This is a genomic window from Roseateles sp. GW821-FHT09H10, from assembly GCF_059415865.1.
In genome coordinates, this window is sequence record NZ_JBWKOB010000003.1 from 216,758 (window position 1) to 231,531 (window position 14,774).

Here is a 14,774-nt window from a genome sequence, read left to right on the forward strand (position 1 = left end):
TTCGAGAGAAGGCTTATTGCGGGCCGAGCTTGGAGATCAACGCGCCGAGCTGGTCGACCTCGGTGGGCAGCATGTCGGACAGCGGCGGGCGCACCGGGCCGGCCGTATGGCCCACCAGCGTGGCGCCGGCCTTCACGATGGACACGGCATAGCCTTCGCCCTTGTTGCGCAGGGCCACGTAGGGGATGAAGAAGTCCCGCACCAGGCGGTCGCAGGTGGCCGTGTCGCCTGCCGCGTGGGCGTTGTAGAACTCCATCGCCGTCTTGGGGATGAAGTTGAAGACGGCGGAGGAGTAGACCGGGCAGCCCATGGCCTTGTAGGCGCCGGCGAACAGCTCGGCCGTCGGCAGGCCGCCCAGGTAGGCGAAGCGGTCGCCCAGGGTCTGGCGGATGGACACGAACTTCTCGATGTCGCCCAGGCCGTCCTTGAAGCCGATCAGGTTGGGGCAGCGATCGGCCAGCACCTGCAGGGAAGCCGGCGTCAGCTTGCAGGCGCCGCGGTTGTAGACGACGACGCCGAACTTGACGCTCTTGCAGACGGCCTCGACGTGGGCGATCAGGCCCTCCTGGCTGGCTTCGGTCAGGTAGTGGGGCAGCAGCAGGACGCCTTGGGCACCCAGGCGCTCGGCCTCCTGCGCGTACTGGATGGCGACGCGGGTGCCGCCACCGGCGCCGGCCAGGATGGGCGTGCGGCCGCGGCAGGTGTCCAGCGCGACCTTGATGATGTTGGTGTACTCGCCCGGCTCCAGCGAGAAGAACTCGCCCGTGCCGCCGGCCGCGAACAGCGCCGACGCACCGTAGGGCTGCAGCCACTCCAGGCGGTCGGCATAGGCCTTGGGCGCGAAGTTCAGCTGCGCGTCGAAATCGGTCAGTGGGAAGGACAGCAGGCCGGCTTCGAGAACGGCTTTGAGTTCTTGGGGCGACATGGGCGGGGTCTCCGTTCGGTGTGGGATGAGGTAGTTGTAGGTCATCGTACAACTTCATTCAAATCCGAGAATCCTAGGGATAACCCGCAATCTGCGCTTCTTTACGCGGGGCTCAGCCGGCTTCTGCTTGCGCCCGGCGGCGGCGTTCGCGGCTGTTGCTGAGGTGGGTGCGCATGGCCGCCCGTGCGGACTCGGCGTCCTGGCTGGCGATGGCGTCCAGGATGTTCTCGTGCTCGGTATTGACCCGGCGCATATAGGCCTGGCGCTCGGCGCTCATCTCCACGGCCGGCTCCAACCGGGCGCGCGGGATGATCTGCGCACCCAGCGTCGACATCAGGTCGGCGAAATGGCCGTTCTGCGTCGCACGGGCGATTTCAAGGTGGAACTGGAAGTCGGCCGCCACCGAGTCCTGGCCAGCCTCCACCGCGGCAATCACCGCATCCAGCGCCCTGCGCAAGGCGACAAGATTGGCTTCGCTGCGACGTTGGGCGGCCAGGCCGGCGGCCTCGGTCTCCAGGCCGATGCGCAGTTCCAGCACGGCGATGACGTCCTGCAGCGTGCTGAACTGCTCCGGCGTGATCTTGAAGGAGGGACCGTCGCCCGGGCCGATGACAAAGGTGCCGATGCCATGGCGGGTCTCGACCAGGCCGGCCGCCTGCAGCTTGGAGATGGCCTCGCGCACCACCGTGCGGCTGACCTCGAACTCGCCCATGATGGCCGCCTCGGTGGGCAGCTTGTCCCCGGCCTGCAACTGGCCGGCACGGATGCGGTCCCCGAGCGATTCGACCAGTTCATGGGCCAGCGTGCGGGGCCGGCGGCGGGTGACAGGAGCGTGCATTCGCGGGTTTTCCCGGAGTTTTGAAGCGAAGAGGGCGTCTAAAGTTGAGCAAGTTGTACGACAACTAGACGACGTACAACAAGACCTGATCGCACTTTAGCCATTGCGCCGCCCGATATGAATGTCGTTTCCCCCCGCCCGCCCCTGACCCTGCGCATGCGCGACGAAGACAACGTCGCCATCGTCGCCAACGACGGTGGCCTGCCCGAAGGCACGCGGCTGCCGGAAGGCGTGCCCGGCGCCGGCCTCGTGCTGCGGGACAAGCTGCCGCAGGGCCACAAGGTCGCGTTGCGCGACATCGCCGAGGGCGAGGTGGTGCTGCGCTACGGCGTGCCGATCGGCTATGCGCTCAAGGCGATTCCCGCTGGCAGCTGGGTGCACGAGCGCCTGCTGCAGATGCCGTCGGCCCGTGCGCTCGAAGGCCTGCCCATCGCCACCGTCAAGCCGCCGCTGGCCGAGCCGCTCGCGGGCTACACCTTCGAGGGCTACCGCAACGCCGACGGCTCGGTCGGTACGCGCAACATCCTGGCCATCACGACGACGGTGCAGTGCGTGGCCGGCGTCGTCGCCCAGGCGGTGGCGCGCATCAAGGCCGAACTGCTGCCGCAGTATCCGAACGTCGACGACGTCATCGGCCTGGAGCACAGCTATGGCTGCGGCGTGGCCATCGATGCGCCGGACGCCGTCATCCCCATTCGCACGCTGAAGAACATCTCGCTGAATCCCAATTTCGGCGGCGAGGTCATGGTGGTCAGCCTGGGTTGCGAGAAGCTGCAACCGGCGCGGCTGCTGCCGCCTGGCAGTTTCCCCATCACCGACGAGCGCGGTGCGGACGCCGGCCCCGAGACGGTCTGCCTGCAGGACGACGCCCATGTGGGCTTCATGTCCATGCTCGACGGCATCCTGCAGACCGCCAAGCCGCATCTGGAGCGCCTGAACGCCCGCAAGCGTGAAACCGTGCCGGCCAGCGAGTTGGTCGTCGGCGTGCAATGCGGCGGCAGCGATGCCTTCTCCGGCGTGACCGCCAACCCGGCCGTGGGCTTCTGCGCCGATCTGCTGGTGCGTGCCGGCGCCACCATCATGTTCAGCGAGAACACCGAGGTGCGCGATGCCGTCGAGCAACTCACCAGCCGCGCCGCCACGCCCGAAGTGGCCGAGGCCATCATCCGCGAGCTGGGCTGGTATGACCGCTACCTGGACCGCGGCCGCGTCGACCGTTCGGCCAACACCACGCCCGGCAACAAGGCCGGTGGCCTGAGCAACATCGCCGAGAAAGCCATGGGCTCCATCATCAAGAGCGGCAGTTCGGCCATCTCGCATGTGCTGTCGCCCGGCGACAAGCTCAGGCGCGACCAGCGCGGCCTGGTCTATGCCGCCACACCGGCCAGCGACTTCATCTGCGGCACGCTGCAACTGGCCGCGGGCATGAATCTGCATATCTTCACCACCGGCCGCGGCACGCCCTATGGCCTGGCCGAGTGCCCGGTCGTCAAGGTCGCCACGCGCAGCGACCTGGCACGGCGCTGGCACGACCTGATGGACGTCAATGCCGGCAGGATCGCCGACGGCGAGGCGACGATCGAGGAGACCGGCTGGGCCATGTTCCAGCTGCTGCTTGACGTCGCCAGCGGCCGCAAGAAGACCTGGGCCGAGCACTGGAAGCTGCACAACAGCCTGGTGCTGTTCAATCCGGCGCCTGTCACCTGATCCCTCTATGCTCGGGTGCCATGAGCACCACCGAACCTGGATCCGTCCTGGCCGGCGTCACGCGAGTCGTCGCCGAACCCCTGCGCTTCAAGGCCAAGCTGGCCATCGGCGAGAACGCCTACAAGTCGCTGCGCATGATCAACCGCACGCGCGAGATCTGGGACGTGCTGGGCGCTGCCGGTGGTGGCGCGGCGCTGGCGAAGGCGGCAGCACTCGGCCTGGGCGCGGCCGCCACACCGGTTGGTTGGGTGGCCGTCGCCGCGCTGGCCTCGGGCGGCGCCTGCTACGGCTTCTATCGCTGGATGGGCGACACCAAGGGCGACAAGGTCATCGAGATCCCCAAGTTCCTGAACACGCCGCTGGACACGCTGGGCCTGGCCCTGTTCGACCTCATCGCCCCGCTGGCGCTGCGGCTGGCTGCCGTGGATGGGCAGATCGAGACTGCCGAACGCGCCGCGCTGGTGCAGCATCTGGTGGACGACTGGGGCCTGGACGCCGGCTTCGTCACGCAGGCCATCGCCCGCATCGAGCCGGGCGTCATGCAGGGATCGGTTGAGGAAATGTCAGCCGAGCTGTCGGCCTTCCTGCATGCCAATCCCGACTGCAACCACAAGGCCATCGCCACCGACCTGGGCGAGTTCCTGCGCCGCCTGCTGGAGGCCGGGGGGCCGCTTTCGCAAGCCGAGGAAGCGGCGCTGGCCGCCAGCCTGAGCTTGTTGCTGCAGGAGCCGGACGGCCCGCTCACCCAGGCCTGGGCCACGGCCAAGTCGGGAGCGGGCAAGGCCGCCGAGCAGCTGGGCAGCACGGCCAAGGAGGCTGCCGGCTGGACGCGTGAGCGCCTGCCTTCGCCGCAGGAACTGCAGGCAGCGGCCGGCAGCGTGGCGAGCAAGGCCAAGGAAGCCGCTGACTGGACCCGCGAACGCCTGCCCACGCCCGAGCAGTTGCAGGCCGCGACGAGCACGGCCGCGACCCAGGTCCAGCAGACGGTGCAGAAGGCGGCTTCCTGGGCCCAGGACAAGCTGCCGGCGCCCGATCAGGTCGAGGACGCCGCCAGGCGAACGCTGGACCTGGCCAAGTCGGGCATCGAGCGGCTCACGAAGAAGCGCCCCGGCCGCTGACCCGGGCGATGTAGGCCATCGCCTGCAAACCTGGACGTAGCAGTCCGGCACCATGGCCGCGGCCGGGTGGGCAGCATCAGGGCATGAGTACAGAAGAAAGACGCCATCCGCTCGCCGGCCAAGCCGCGCCGCCCGATGCCCTCATCGACGTCGAGGCCTTGCACGAGGCCTATTTCTCGCGTCAGCCCGACCCGTCCTGCGCCGAGCAGCAGGTCAGCTTCGGCACATCGGGGCATCGCGGCTCTGCGCTGGACGGCTCCTTCAATGAATGGCATGTGCTGGCCATCACCCAAGCCATCTGCGACCACCGCCGGCAGCAGGGCATTGCGGGCCCGCTCTTTCTCGGCGCCGACACGCATGCCCTGTCGGAGCCCGCGACGCTGAGCGCCTTGGAGGTGCTGATCGCCAATGGCGTGGAGGTGATGCTGGCGCCAGCGGGTCAGTTCACTCCGACGCCGGCAGTGTCTCTCGCCATCCTCGAATACAACCTCGGCCGCGAACCCTGGGCGCGTGCCGACGGCATCGTCGTCACGCCTTCGCACAACCCGCCGCGCGATGGCGGCTTCAAGTACAACCCGACGCACGGCGGCCCGGCGGATGGCGACGTCACGGCCGCCATCCAGAAGGCGGCCAATGCCTATCTGCTGCAGGGCTTGAAGGGCGTGCTGCGCAAGGACGCGGGGCATGCGCGCTCTTCCTCGAGCTGCCATGTGCACGACTACCGCGCTCAGTACGTGGCGGCCTTGCCCCAGGTCGTCGACGTCGATGTCATCCATGCCGCGGGCCTGCGCCTGGGCGTGGACCCGCTGGGCGGCGCGGGCGTGGACTACTGGCCCGCCATCGCCGAGCGCTACCGCCTGCCGCTGACCGTCGTCAACGACGTGGTGGACCCGCGCTTCGCCTTCATGACGCTGGACCATGATGGCCAGATCCGCATGGACCCGTCCTCGCCCTGGGCCATGCAGCGCCTGACGCAGCTGCGCGACCGTTTCGACATCGCCTTCGCCTGCGACACCGACCATGACCGCCACGGCATCGTCACGCGCAGCGCCGGGCTGATGCCCGCCAACCATTACCTCAGCGTCGCGGCGGACTATCTGCTCCGCCACCGCCCGGGTTGGCGGGCCGATGCCGCCATCGGCAAGACCGTTGTCACGACGGCGCTGATCGACCGCGTCGCCCAGCGCTTGGGCCGGCGCCTGTTCGATGCGCCGGTCGGCTTCAAGTGGTTCTCGCCGGGGCTGCTCGACGGCAGCCTGGGCCTGGGCTGCGAGGAGAGCGCCGGGGCCTCCTTCCTGCGCCGCGATGGCCGTGTCTGGACGACGGACAAGGACGGCATCACCGCCGCGTTGCTGGCCGCCGAGATCACGGCGCGCACCGGCCGAGATCCGGGCATCGGCTACGAAGTGCTGACCGAGAGCCTCGGCAAACCGTTTGCAGATCGCGTCGACGGTCCGGCGACGCGGGAGCAGAAGCAGCGCTTGGCGTCCATGACGGCCGATGCGGTGACAGCGAAGACGATCGCGGGCGACGAAGTCACGGACGTGTTGACCCGCGCTCCGGGCAATGGCGCGCCGATCGGCGGTGTCAAGGTAGTCACGGCCGGCGGCTGGTTTGCCGCGCGGCCCTCGGGCACCGAGGACATCTACAAGGTCTACGCCGAGAGCTGGCGCGACGAGGCGCATCTGCAGCGGCTGCTGCAGGAGGCCCGAACCCTGGTGGATCGCGCTTTGGGTGATTGATCTTCCGGGCCGAGCGCCGGGCCGCTCCCCAGCCGGCCCGCTAGGGCGATGTGCTTGCGGCTCGACGCCGCAAGCATCGCCGTCCCCTCGGGGGACCGACCGCTCTTGCCCGCGTGCAGCGGGGCAAGAGCGGGCGAGGGGTTCCAGATCAGGCGGCGGCTAGTTCGGCAACGCCTTCGCTCAGAAACACGCAGTCGCCGTCCTGGAACACGCGCACTTCGCCAGGCGCAAACGCTGCCCAGGCCTCATGGGTCAAGGGCTCGGTGGACACCAGGGCCATGCGGTCGGCCGGGTTGTTGACGGTGGCGAGGTCGACGCTGAGGTCGCCATCGCGCAGCGACACATGGCCGAAGGGCGGGCGGCGCTGCAGCCAGTGCAGCTTGGTCGAGGCATGGGCCAGCATGGCGCGGCCGTCGGTCAGCAGCAGGTTGAAGCGGCCGTGCTCGGCGATTTCATGGATCCAGGGCGTCAGCGTGGCGGCCAGTTCGGGCCAGGCGGGCAGTTCGGCGCCGAAGCGCTGCTGCAGACGCTGCATCAGCCAGCAGAAGGCGCGCTCGCTGTCGGTCTGGCCGGCGGGCGTGAAGCTGCCGTCCAGCTCGGGGTGGAAGTCCTTGAGGTCGCCGTTGTGGGCGAAGACCCAGGTGCGGCCGGCCCATTCGCGGCGGAAGGGGTGGCAGTTCTCGACCGAGCGGGCGCCCTGGGTGGCCTTGCGGATGTGGGCCAGGATGTTGCGGGCGCGCACCGGATGGTGGCCCAGATGACGCGCCAGCTCGGACTCGGCGGCCGGGCTGTCCTCGACGCTGACCTCGCAGCGCTCGCCGTCGTGGAAGGCCACGCCCCAGCCATCGACATGGTCTGCGGTGCGGCCGCCGCGGGCGGCAAAGCCGCTCAGGGAGAAGGTGGCGGCGGCGGGTTGGCGGCTGTTGAGGGCGAAAAGCTCACACATCGGACGGGGGCGGAAGCTGTCGGTGCTGGTTGCAACGCCGCGAGTCTGACGGGGGATGACAAAAAGCCCAACAAAGCTTTTGTCAGATGCATATTCCGCGTGCAGCCGATCACGGCCGGCGCGCCAGGAAGGGCTCCAGCCAGCGCATCTGCGGCTTGTCCCGGCCATCGCCACCCGGCTCCAGCGACAGGAAATAGTCGCCCCAGGTCGGGCCGCCGGCCCACCACAGCCATCCGGTCCAGACGTCGGCATTGGCCTCCAGGTGCCGGAGCGCGCCCCTCACCGCCTGCTCGCAGACGGCATTGGCGCCGCCGCCCAGCTCGCCCAGCAGAGCACGGCGCCGGTTGGCCTTGAGCCAGGCGGTGAAGCGCTTCAGCCGCTCGACGCCGATCTCCGGGCTGACGCACTCGGTGTGGGTGCCCGAGCCGTCCTTGTCGAAATACTGGTGGACCTCGAACACCAGGTTGTCGAGGGGATCGCGCACCTTGCCCATGACCTCGGCATTGGGCGTGCCGTACCACTTGCTCTCGAACCAGCTCCAGGCGCCGGTGTAGCCATTGCCGGGCAGGGTGATGAGATGGGTGGCGCCGGTGGCGCGGATGGCGTCGATGGCGGCCTGGGCGGCCTGGCCCCAGGTCTCCGTCGGCATGTTGCGCGGCTCGTTGACGAGGCCGAACTGGACCCTGGGGTTGTCCTTGAACGCCAGCGCCAGGCGGCGCCAAAAGTCGGCGAAGGCGGCCATGGGCACCTCGGGCTTGCCGACGTGGACCTCCTTGTAGGCCGCGTAGTTGTGCGGGTCCAGCAGCACATGCAGGCCGCGCGCCGTCGTGCCGTCGACGAATTCGCGCAGGCGGGCCAGCTCGGTCGCATCGAACTCGCCCATCAGCGTGGGCTGCAGGCGCTCCCAGCGGAAGGCGATGCGCATCAGGTTCATGCCCTTGGCCTGGTAGTAGGCCGTGCTGGCCACCGTCGGATAGACGAAGTCCTTGCCATAGACGCCGGGGAAGGGCAGCTTCTCGCCCCATTCGGCGCTGGACAGGCTGATGCCGCGCCATTCGAGGGGCGCGGCCTGGGCCAGCGAGGCTGCGAACAGCGCAATGCAGAGCAGGCGTTTCATGCGGCCTCCTTGGCCGGAGGAGGCACGCCGAGGGCGGCCAGCACGTCCTGGCAGGCGCCCATGGTGTGGTAGTCGGTCTTGCCGGCGGGGCTCTTCTCGTCGGTGAGCTTGCCGTTGTCGGGGGCCAGGATGCGATACCAGGCGCCATGCTCATGGTCGACGAAGTGCTGCCAGGCATAGGCCCAGAGGCGGTCATACCACTGCCAGTACGCGTCATCGCCCGTGCGCATGGCCAGCCACGCGGCGGCGGCCAGGCTTTCGGCCTGGACCCAGAAATACTTGTCCCCGTCGCAGACTTCGCCGTCAGGGGCGAAGCCGTAGACCAGGCCGCCGTGCGTCGCGTCCCAGCCCTGCTTCATCGCGGTGTCGAAAAAGTGGCGCGCGGTTGGCACGAGCCAGTCTGGCGCCGTATCGCCGAGGCGACGCTCCAGCATCAGCAGCAGCTTGGCCCATTCGGTCAGGTGGCCGGTTTGAAAGCCCCAGGGCCGGAAGATATTGGTCTTGTCGTCACGGTTGTAGTCCCAGTCGGGCGTCCAGTCGGGCTTGTAGTGCTCCCAGACCAGGCCGCCGGCCAGGGCCGCCTGGCGCTGGGCGATGGAGGTGGCCAGCGTCAACGCACGGTCGAGGTAGCGGGCCTCGCCCGTGGTGGCGTGGGCGGCCAGCATGGCTTCGCAGGCATGCATATTGGCGTTCTGGCCGCGGTAGGGGCCGACCTGCCATTGCGGCGTCGCCTCGTCCGCATAGAGGCCGTGGGCGGGCTCCCAGAAGCGGCTCTCCATCAAGTCGAAAGTGGCGGCGATGCCGTCTCGTGCGCCCGGCACGCCGACCTCGGCCGCATGCGCGTTGGCCAGCAGCACAAAGGCCAGGCCGTAGCAGTGGTTGGTGCCATCGACGACCGTGGCGCGGCCGTTGTGCCAGTCCAGCACCCAGGCATAGCCGCCTTGCGGGCGGCCGTGCACTTCGTTGACGAAGGCCAGCGCGTGCGCCACATCATGGAGCGGCCCGCCGAACCAGCGCCAGGCCAGGGCATGGTTGAAGACGAAGCGCGTGCTGCTGACCAGATGGCGGGTGTGGCGGTCATAGACGGTGCCGTCGTCCTTGAAGAACTGGAAGCAGCCGCCGCTGGCATCCTTCACGCGCGGCGCGTAGAAGGCCAGGGTGTGGCGCATATGGGCCCAAAGCGCCTCGGGCCGGCGCATGTCGGGAAGAGCTGGAATCATTTTTTCAGCACCTCGGTTTGCAGGAAGCGGGTCAGCTCGTCGGCCATCAGCGCGTGGACGTCGAGGCGTGGATGGGCGTAGGCGAAGGCCTGGAAGGTGTAGGTCCAGACCTGGCTGTCGCCTTCGCCGCGCAGCGTCGCGACGGCCTGCTGCAGCGCGCGCGGGATGGCGGGCTCGTCCTTCCAGGCCGTCATGCCGCCGGCCAGCAACACGATCCTGGCTTGTGGATGGCGCGCCCTCAGGCCGCGCACGAAGGCCAGGTAGCGCGGGCCGAAGTCGGGCGCGATGCGCTGCCCCTTGCTGCCGGGAAAGCCATGGTCGTTCTGGCCCAGGTTGACCAGCACGACGTCGGGCGCGCGCGCGTCGGGCGCAGCGACAGCCGCATCCAGGCGCGGCGCGTAGCGGTTCCAGACCTGGGGCATCAGCAGCTCGTTGAAGGTGGCCGTGATGCCGATGCCGCTGACGGCGATGCCGACATAGTCCGCCCCCAGGCGCGCGGCCGTCAGCGCGCCATAGGCCCGCGTGCCGTCGTGGAAGTAGAGGTCCTCGTACTGGTCGCCGTCGACATCGCCGTTGCAGGCGCCGGCGGTGATGGAATCGCCGTAGAACTCGAGCTTGAGCGGGCGTGCCGGTGGCGGATCGAGCAGGCTGGCGCCGGCGGCCAGTCGCAGGCCGGTGAAGACGGTTTCGGCCATGGGCGCCTCGGTGCGCTTGACGAGGCGCAGCGTGTGCTCGCCGTCGGCCAGCGGCTCGCGCAGCCGCCAGTCGGAGGCGGCATTGCCCGGCACGGCAAGCCAGTGCGGGCGGCCGTCGATCTCGACGGTGAAATGGCTGCTGCCCCAGTGCGTGGACTTGAAGCTCAGGCCCAGCTCGCGGCCAGTGAAGCGGGCCCGCAGCTCGCTGCCGCTCCAGACCAGCAGCTTGCCGCTGCCGCTGTCGGCGATGCGGCCGACCCAGCGGAGCCTGGTGTCATCGGGGGTGATGAGTCTGGTCGACGACGAGTCGCGCACGAAGCTGCTGCTGCGAAGCGGCGGTGGGAGGATGCCGGCCGACATGATGGCCAGCAGACTGGCCGGTCGGCCGCTGCCGGCCCACGCGTCGCGCTTCACCCGCACCTGCAACAGATGGGCGGTGGGCTCGATGCCTCGCGCCACCACGGTGTAGTGCCAGCCCAGATAGCCCTTGCGCTCGGGCACCTGGCCCTGCAGCGTGACCCAGGGGCCGTCGTCGACGCGGGCCTCGAGGTTGCGGTAGTGCTCACTCTCGGCATGAAGGACGGCGATCTCGCTGCCCCAGACCAGGAAGCGTGCCTCGGCGTCGTCGGCCTTGGCGACCCAGCCGGGCTGCTGGCCCTGCCACTCCGGGTGGACCTCGCCGCCGCGGGTGAAGCCGCTGTTCTGATAGGGCTTGAGGGTGTCGCCCATCTGCAGGCGCGTGAACTCGTGGGCGCGGCCGAACAGGGGCTCAGGCAGCGCGGTGGCCTTGCTTGTGGTGGCGGAACGCAGCGTCTGGGCCAGGGCGACGGCAATGCGCTGATGGCCGCTGGCGTTGGGGTGGACGGGCTCGTCGTAGATCGCCGCCCAGCGGTCCTCGCCGGCATCGACGCGGGCCTGCATCCAGCGGCCGAAGTCCAGGGCCGCGAGGCCGTAATGGGCGGCGAGCTTCAGCTGGAGGTCGGTCGCATCGCGCGCCTGGTTGCCCTGCTGGGTGAGTCCCAGCACGACGACGGCAGGTGGCTTCTTCGCGCCCAGCAGCTTGCGCAGGATCGCCTCATGGCTGCTGCCGCGCACGGCAGGGTCCAGCCATTGGTCGTTGACGCCGAACTCGACGATGACGAGGTCGGGCCGGGCGTCCAGCACCTGGGACTGCAGGCGCTGGATGCCCGCGGCCGAGTCCGTGCCGCTGATGCCGGCGTTGACCAGCTTGACCTGGGGGCCGAGGGACTGCGCCAGCAGCGCCGCCCAGCCCTTCTCGCGCGGCGGGTGGGCCGCGTAGCCCGTCGTGATGGAGCCGCCGATGGTCGCGAGGGTGATGGGCTCGCCGGCGTCCAGCCGCTTCATGACGGCCTGCAGCCGCGCATCGGCATGGCCCATCGCCGGGAGCGTCAAAGACAAAGCCAACATCCATCCTTTCAACAACGGCTTCATATCAACCTTTGGTGGCGCCCGCCTGCAAGCCGGCCACGAACTGTTTCTGGAAGACCAGGAACAAGACGACGGCCGGCAGGGACGCGAGCAGCGAGCCGGCCATCAGCACGGCGGCCGATTGCGGATTGAAGCTCAGGTCGCCGGCCATCTTGCCGAGCTGCAACGGCAGGGTCAGCGTGGCCGCGTCGTTGACGACGAGCAGCGGCCACAGGAAGTTGTTCCATTCGCCCACCGCCACGGGTATGGCGATGGCCGCCAGCGCCGGGCGCAGCATCGGCAGCACCACGCTCCACCAGATGCGCAGGGTGCCGGCGCCGTCCAGCGTGGCGGCGTTGACCAGCTCGTCGGGCACGGCCAGCATGGCCTGGCGGAAGTAGAAGACGACAAAGGCCTTGGCCAGGCCCGGCACCAGCAGGGCGGCATAGCTGTTGATCCAGCCCAGCTGGGCCACGGTCACGAAGTTGGGGACGATGGTCACTTCCCAGGGCAGCATCATGGACAGCAGCAGGGCGCGGAACAGCCAGCGGCTGCCGGGGAAGGGGCGCTTGGTCAGTACGAAGGCCACCAGCGATGCGGCGAGCAGGCTGACGGCGGTGACGATGACGGTGACAGCCAGGCTGTTGGCATAGAAGCGCAGGAAGCCGTGGCCCTCGACTGTGATCTGCAGGATGCCGGCGAGTTTGTCGGGATCGGCCGTGGTGCCGGTCCAGTCGGGGTTGAAGAAGTTGCGCGAGGTGGGCGCCTGGGGCAGCAGCGTGGGTGGCTGGCGCAGCAGCTCGGTCACGCTCTTGAAGGCGGCGACGGCCATCCAGTAGTAGGGCAGCAGCATGGCCGGCACCAGCAGCCACAGCGGCACGCGCAGCAGCAGGAAGAGCCACCTCATCGCTCCCGCCCGATCAGCTGGAGGTTGAGCCAGGTCAGGCCGAACAGCAGCGTCGTCAGCACCCAGGCGGCGGCCGAGGCCAGGCCGAGGTCGAGGTGGCGGAAGCCGCGGTCGAAGAGGTAGGTGACCAGCATCAGCGCCGAGTCCAGCGGACCGCCCAGGGTGTCCACCGCGCCGTAGAGCAGATAGGGCTCGTAGAAGACCTGGAAGCTGGCGATCATCCCGGTCACGCTGACGTAGGCCAGCGTGGGCCGCAGGTTGGGCAGGGTGATGTGCAGCAGCTGCTGCGCCCTGGAGGCGCCGTCCAGGCGGGCGGCCTGGTAGAGCTCTTCGGGAATGGCGCGCAGGCCGGCCACGAAGATGACGAGGTTGTAGCCCAGCACCGACCACACGCCCACCATCACCAGCACCGGCAGCGTCCATTGCGGGTCGCCCAGGAAGCGGGCCGGCTCCAGGCCGATGGCCGCGCGCAGGCTGTTGAACAGGCCATAGGCCTCGGAGTTGGCCAGCCATTTCCAGGCCGACAGGGTGCCGACGCCGCCGGCCACCGCAGGCAGGAAGAAAGCCACGCGCACCGCCTGGTGCAGGCGGGAGTTGCTGCCGAAGTTCAGGGCCAGCAGCAGGCCCAGCAGTACGGCGATGACGGAGACCGAGGCCATGTAGGCCAGGGTGTTGGCCAGGGCCGTCCAGAAGCGTTCGTCGGCGAAGAGCTCGGCATAGTTGCGCAGGCCGATCCAGTGGGGGGCGTCGGTGGCGTGATAGTCGGTGAAGCTCAGCCAGGCCGAGCGCAGCACGGGCCAGGCGCCGAACAGGCCGAACAGCGCGAAGAAGGGCGCGACCAGCAGCATGTCCCTGCCATGGCGGCGCCAGAGGCTGATCACCGCTGAGCCTCCAGCGCGCGATTCATGACAGCAGCGGCGCGGCTCAGCTCGGCCTGGGCATCGCCGCCCGCCAGCACGACGCGCTGCACGGCGCGGGTGACGAGGTAGTCCTGGCGCATCCAGGCCGGGCAGGGCGGCGGGCCTTCGGCGTCGGCGAGCTGGGCCAGCAGGGCCTCGCGATGGGGCAGGGGCAGGCCGGCGATCTGGTCCTGCCGGCCCGAGGGCAGCCACATGCCGCCATGGGCCAGGGCCGCCTCGGCCATGCGGCGGGTGACCTCGGGCCGGTAGACGGTGCGCATGAAATCCAGGGCCAGGTCCCGCTGGGGCGAGAAGCGCGTGATGGCCAGCACCGTGCCGCCCAGCACCGCGGTGCGCCTGCCCGTCGGCCCGGTGGGCAGGGGTGCGGCCGCCCACTTGCCGACCAGGCCCTTGTGGACCATGTCCATGCGCGACAGCAGCCAGGTGCCGGACTGCATCAGGCCATAGGCGCCGCTCTCCAGGCCGCCATCGGCATCGGGCCAGCCGTCGGTGGGCGCGCGCAGCTCGCGGTAGAGCCGGGCGTAGTAGTTCAGGGCGCGGACCGCCTCGGTGCTGTCGATGACGGCACGCTGGCAGGCGGCGTCGTAGACCGCGCCGCCGGCCTGGCGCAGATAGGGATAGAAGCCCAGCCAGCTCGTGTTGCCCCATTGCTGGGCAAAGCCGCGGCCCTGGGCATGCAGGGCCTGGGCGGTGGCGATGAAGTCGTCCCAGTCGGCCGGCGCCGCGCGGAGCAGGTCGCTGCGGTAGTACTGCAGCTGCACATGCATGTCGAAGGGGGCGCCGTAGAGGCGCCCGTCGGCGCGGCGGATGGCGCGCAGGGCACCTGGGTTGGCCTGCTTCTCCAGTTCGGCCACCAGATCGGGCGCGACCTCGGCCAGGTCGACCAGGGCGCCCTTGGCCCCCAGCGCGATGGCATAGGAGGTGCTGCCCGTCACCAGGTCGGGCCCGCGCCGGCTGGCCAGGGCGGCCGAGTACTTGGTCATCGCGTCGGCCCAGGGCACATCGCGCACCTCGACGGCGACGTCCGGATGCGCGGCGCGAAAGGCGGCGACGGCCGGCTGCATGACTTGCGGCGTCTTGTCGTCGCCCACCATCCAGACGACCAGGCGCGCGGCCAGGGCCGGCCCGCCGGTGAGGGCGAGGCAGAGCGAAAGTCCGAAGGGGACAACAAGGCGCGTGCGCGGGTTCACGGCGGCGAGTCAGTTGCTTTG

General features: G+C 69.4%; 12 protein-coding genes. 3 read left to right on the forward strand and 9 right to left on the reverse strand.

Annotated features, from left to right (window positions below; translation table 11 throughout):
* Positions 1 to 13: 13 nt before the first annotated feature.
* Both kdgD and AC07OY_RS16635 read right to left on the reverse strand, forming a co-directional pair.
* Positions 14 to 925, reverse strand: coding sequence for a 5-dehydro-4-deoxyglucarate dehydratase (gene kdgD / locus AC07OY_RS16630; protein ID WP_495043719.1), 912 nt, complete (start codon positions 923 to 925; stop codon positions 14 to 16).
* Positions 926 to 1,037: 112 nt separating this feature from the next.
* Entirely contained in the window at positions 1,038 to 1,763 is a 726-nt protein-coding gene (locus tag AC07OY_RS16635) for a FadR/GntR family transcriptional regulator (protein WP_495043720.1), read from the reverse strand.
* Positions 1,764 to 1,880: 117 nt separating this feature from the next.
* Here AC07OY_RS16635 and garD point away from each other — a divergent pair, with 117 nt between their 5' ends.
* The 3 genes from garD (at position 1,881) to pgm (ending at position 6,330) form a co-directional block, all read left to right on the forward strand.
* Positions 1,881 to 3,470, forward strand: a complete 1,590-nt coding sequence (garD, locus tag AC07OY_RS16640; RefSeq protein WP_495043721.1) for a galactarate dehydratase — start codon at positions 1,881 to 1,883, stop codon at positions 3,468 to 3,470.
* Between the two features lie 20 nt (positions 3,471 to 3,490).
* Positions 3,491 to 4,588 carry a hypothetical protein gene (locus AC07OY_RS16645; RefSeq protein WP_495043722.1) on the forward strand — a complete coding sequence of 366 codons (1,098 nt, stop codon included), beginning with the start codon at positions 3,491 to 3,493 and terminating at the stop codon, positions 4,586 to 4,588.
* An 83-nt stretch (positions 4,589 to 4,671) separates the two neighbouring features.
* On the forward strand, positions 4,672 to 6,330 hold the full coding sequence (gene pgm / locus AC07OY_RS16650) for a phosphoglucomutase (alpha-D-glucose-1,6-bisphosphate-dependent) (protein ID WP_495043723.1): 1,659 nt from the start codon (positions 4,672 to 4,674) through the stop codon (positions 6,328 to 6,330).
* Positions 6,331 to 6,478: 148 nt separating this feature from the next.
* On the opposite strand, the gene AC07OY_RS16655 is transcribed toward pgm, so the two are convergent.
* The 7 genes from AC07OY_RS16655 to AC07OY_RS16685 form a co-directional block, all read right to left on the reverse strand.
* On the reverse strand, positions 6,479 to 7,276 hold the full coding sequence (locus tag AC07OY_RS16655) for a class II glutamine amidotransferase (protein WP_495043724.1): 798 nt from the start codon (positions 7,274 to 7,276) through the stop codon (positions 6,479 to 6,481).
* Positions 7,277 to 7,385: 109 nt separating this feature from the next.
* Complete coding sequence (locus tag AC07OY_RS16660) at positions 7,386 to 8,393, reverse strand: glycoside hydrolase family 5 protein (RefSeq protein WP_495043725.1); 1,008 nt, start codon at positions 8,391 to 8,393, stop codon at positions 7,386 to 7,388.
* Positions 8,390 to 9,613 (reverse strand): AGE family epimerase/isomerase, encoded by a 1,224-nt coding sequence (locus AC07OY_RS16665; RefSeq protein ID WP_495043726.1) that lies wholly within the window; start codon positions 9,611 to 9,613, stop codon positions 8,390 to 8,392. The genes AC07OY_RS16660 and AC07OY_RS16665 overlap by 4 nt, the downstream gene beginning before the upstream one ends.
* Complete coding sequence (locus tag AC07OY_RS16670; RefSeq protein WP_495043727.1) at positions 9,610 to 11,727, reverse strand: GDSL-type esterase/lipase family protein; 2,118 nt, start codon at positions 11,725 to 11,727, stop codon at positions 9,610 to 9,612. Before AC07OY_RS16670 ends, AC07OY_RS16665 begins: the two co-directional genes overlap by 4 nt.
* A 34-nt stretch (positions 11,728 to 11,761) precedes the next feature.
* Entirely contained in the window at positions 11,762 to 12,643 is an 882-nt protein-coding gene (locus tag AC07OY_RS16675) for a carbohydrate ABC transporter permease (RefSeq protein WP_495043728.1), read from the reverse strand.
* The gene (locus tag AC07OY_RS16680; RefSeq protein ID WP_495043729.1) at positions 12,640 to 13,524 is read right to left on the reverse strand and encodes a carbohydrate ABC transporter permease; all 885 of its coding nucleotides are present in this window, start codon (positions 13,522 to 13,524) and stop codon (positions 12,640 to 12,642) included. The genes AC07OY_RS16675 and AC07OY_RS16680 overlap by 4 nt, the downstream gene beginning before the upstream one ends.
* A complete protein-coding gene (locus AC07OY_RS16685) occupies positions 13,521 to 14,753 on the reverse strand; it encodes an extracellular solute-binding protein (protein WP_495043730.1) in 1,233 nt (410 codons plus the stop codon). Before AC07OY_RS16685 ends, AC07OY_RS16680 begins: the two co-directional genes overlap by 4 nt.
* Between the last annotated feature and the right edge of the window lie 21 nt (positions 14,754 to 14,774).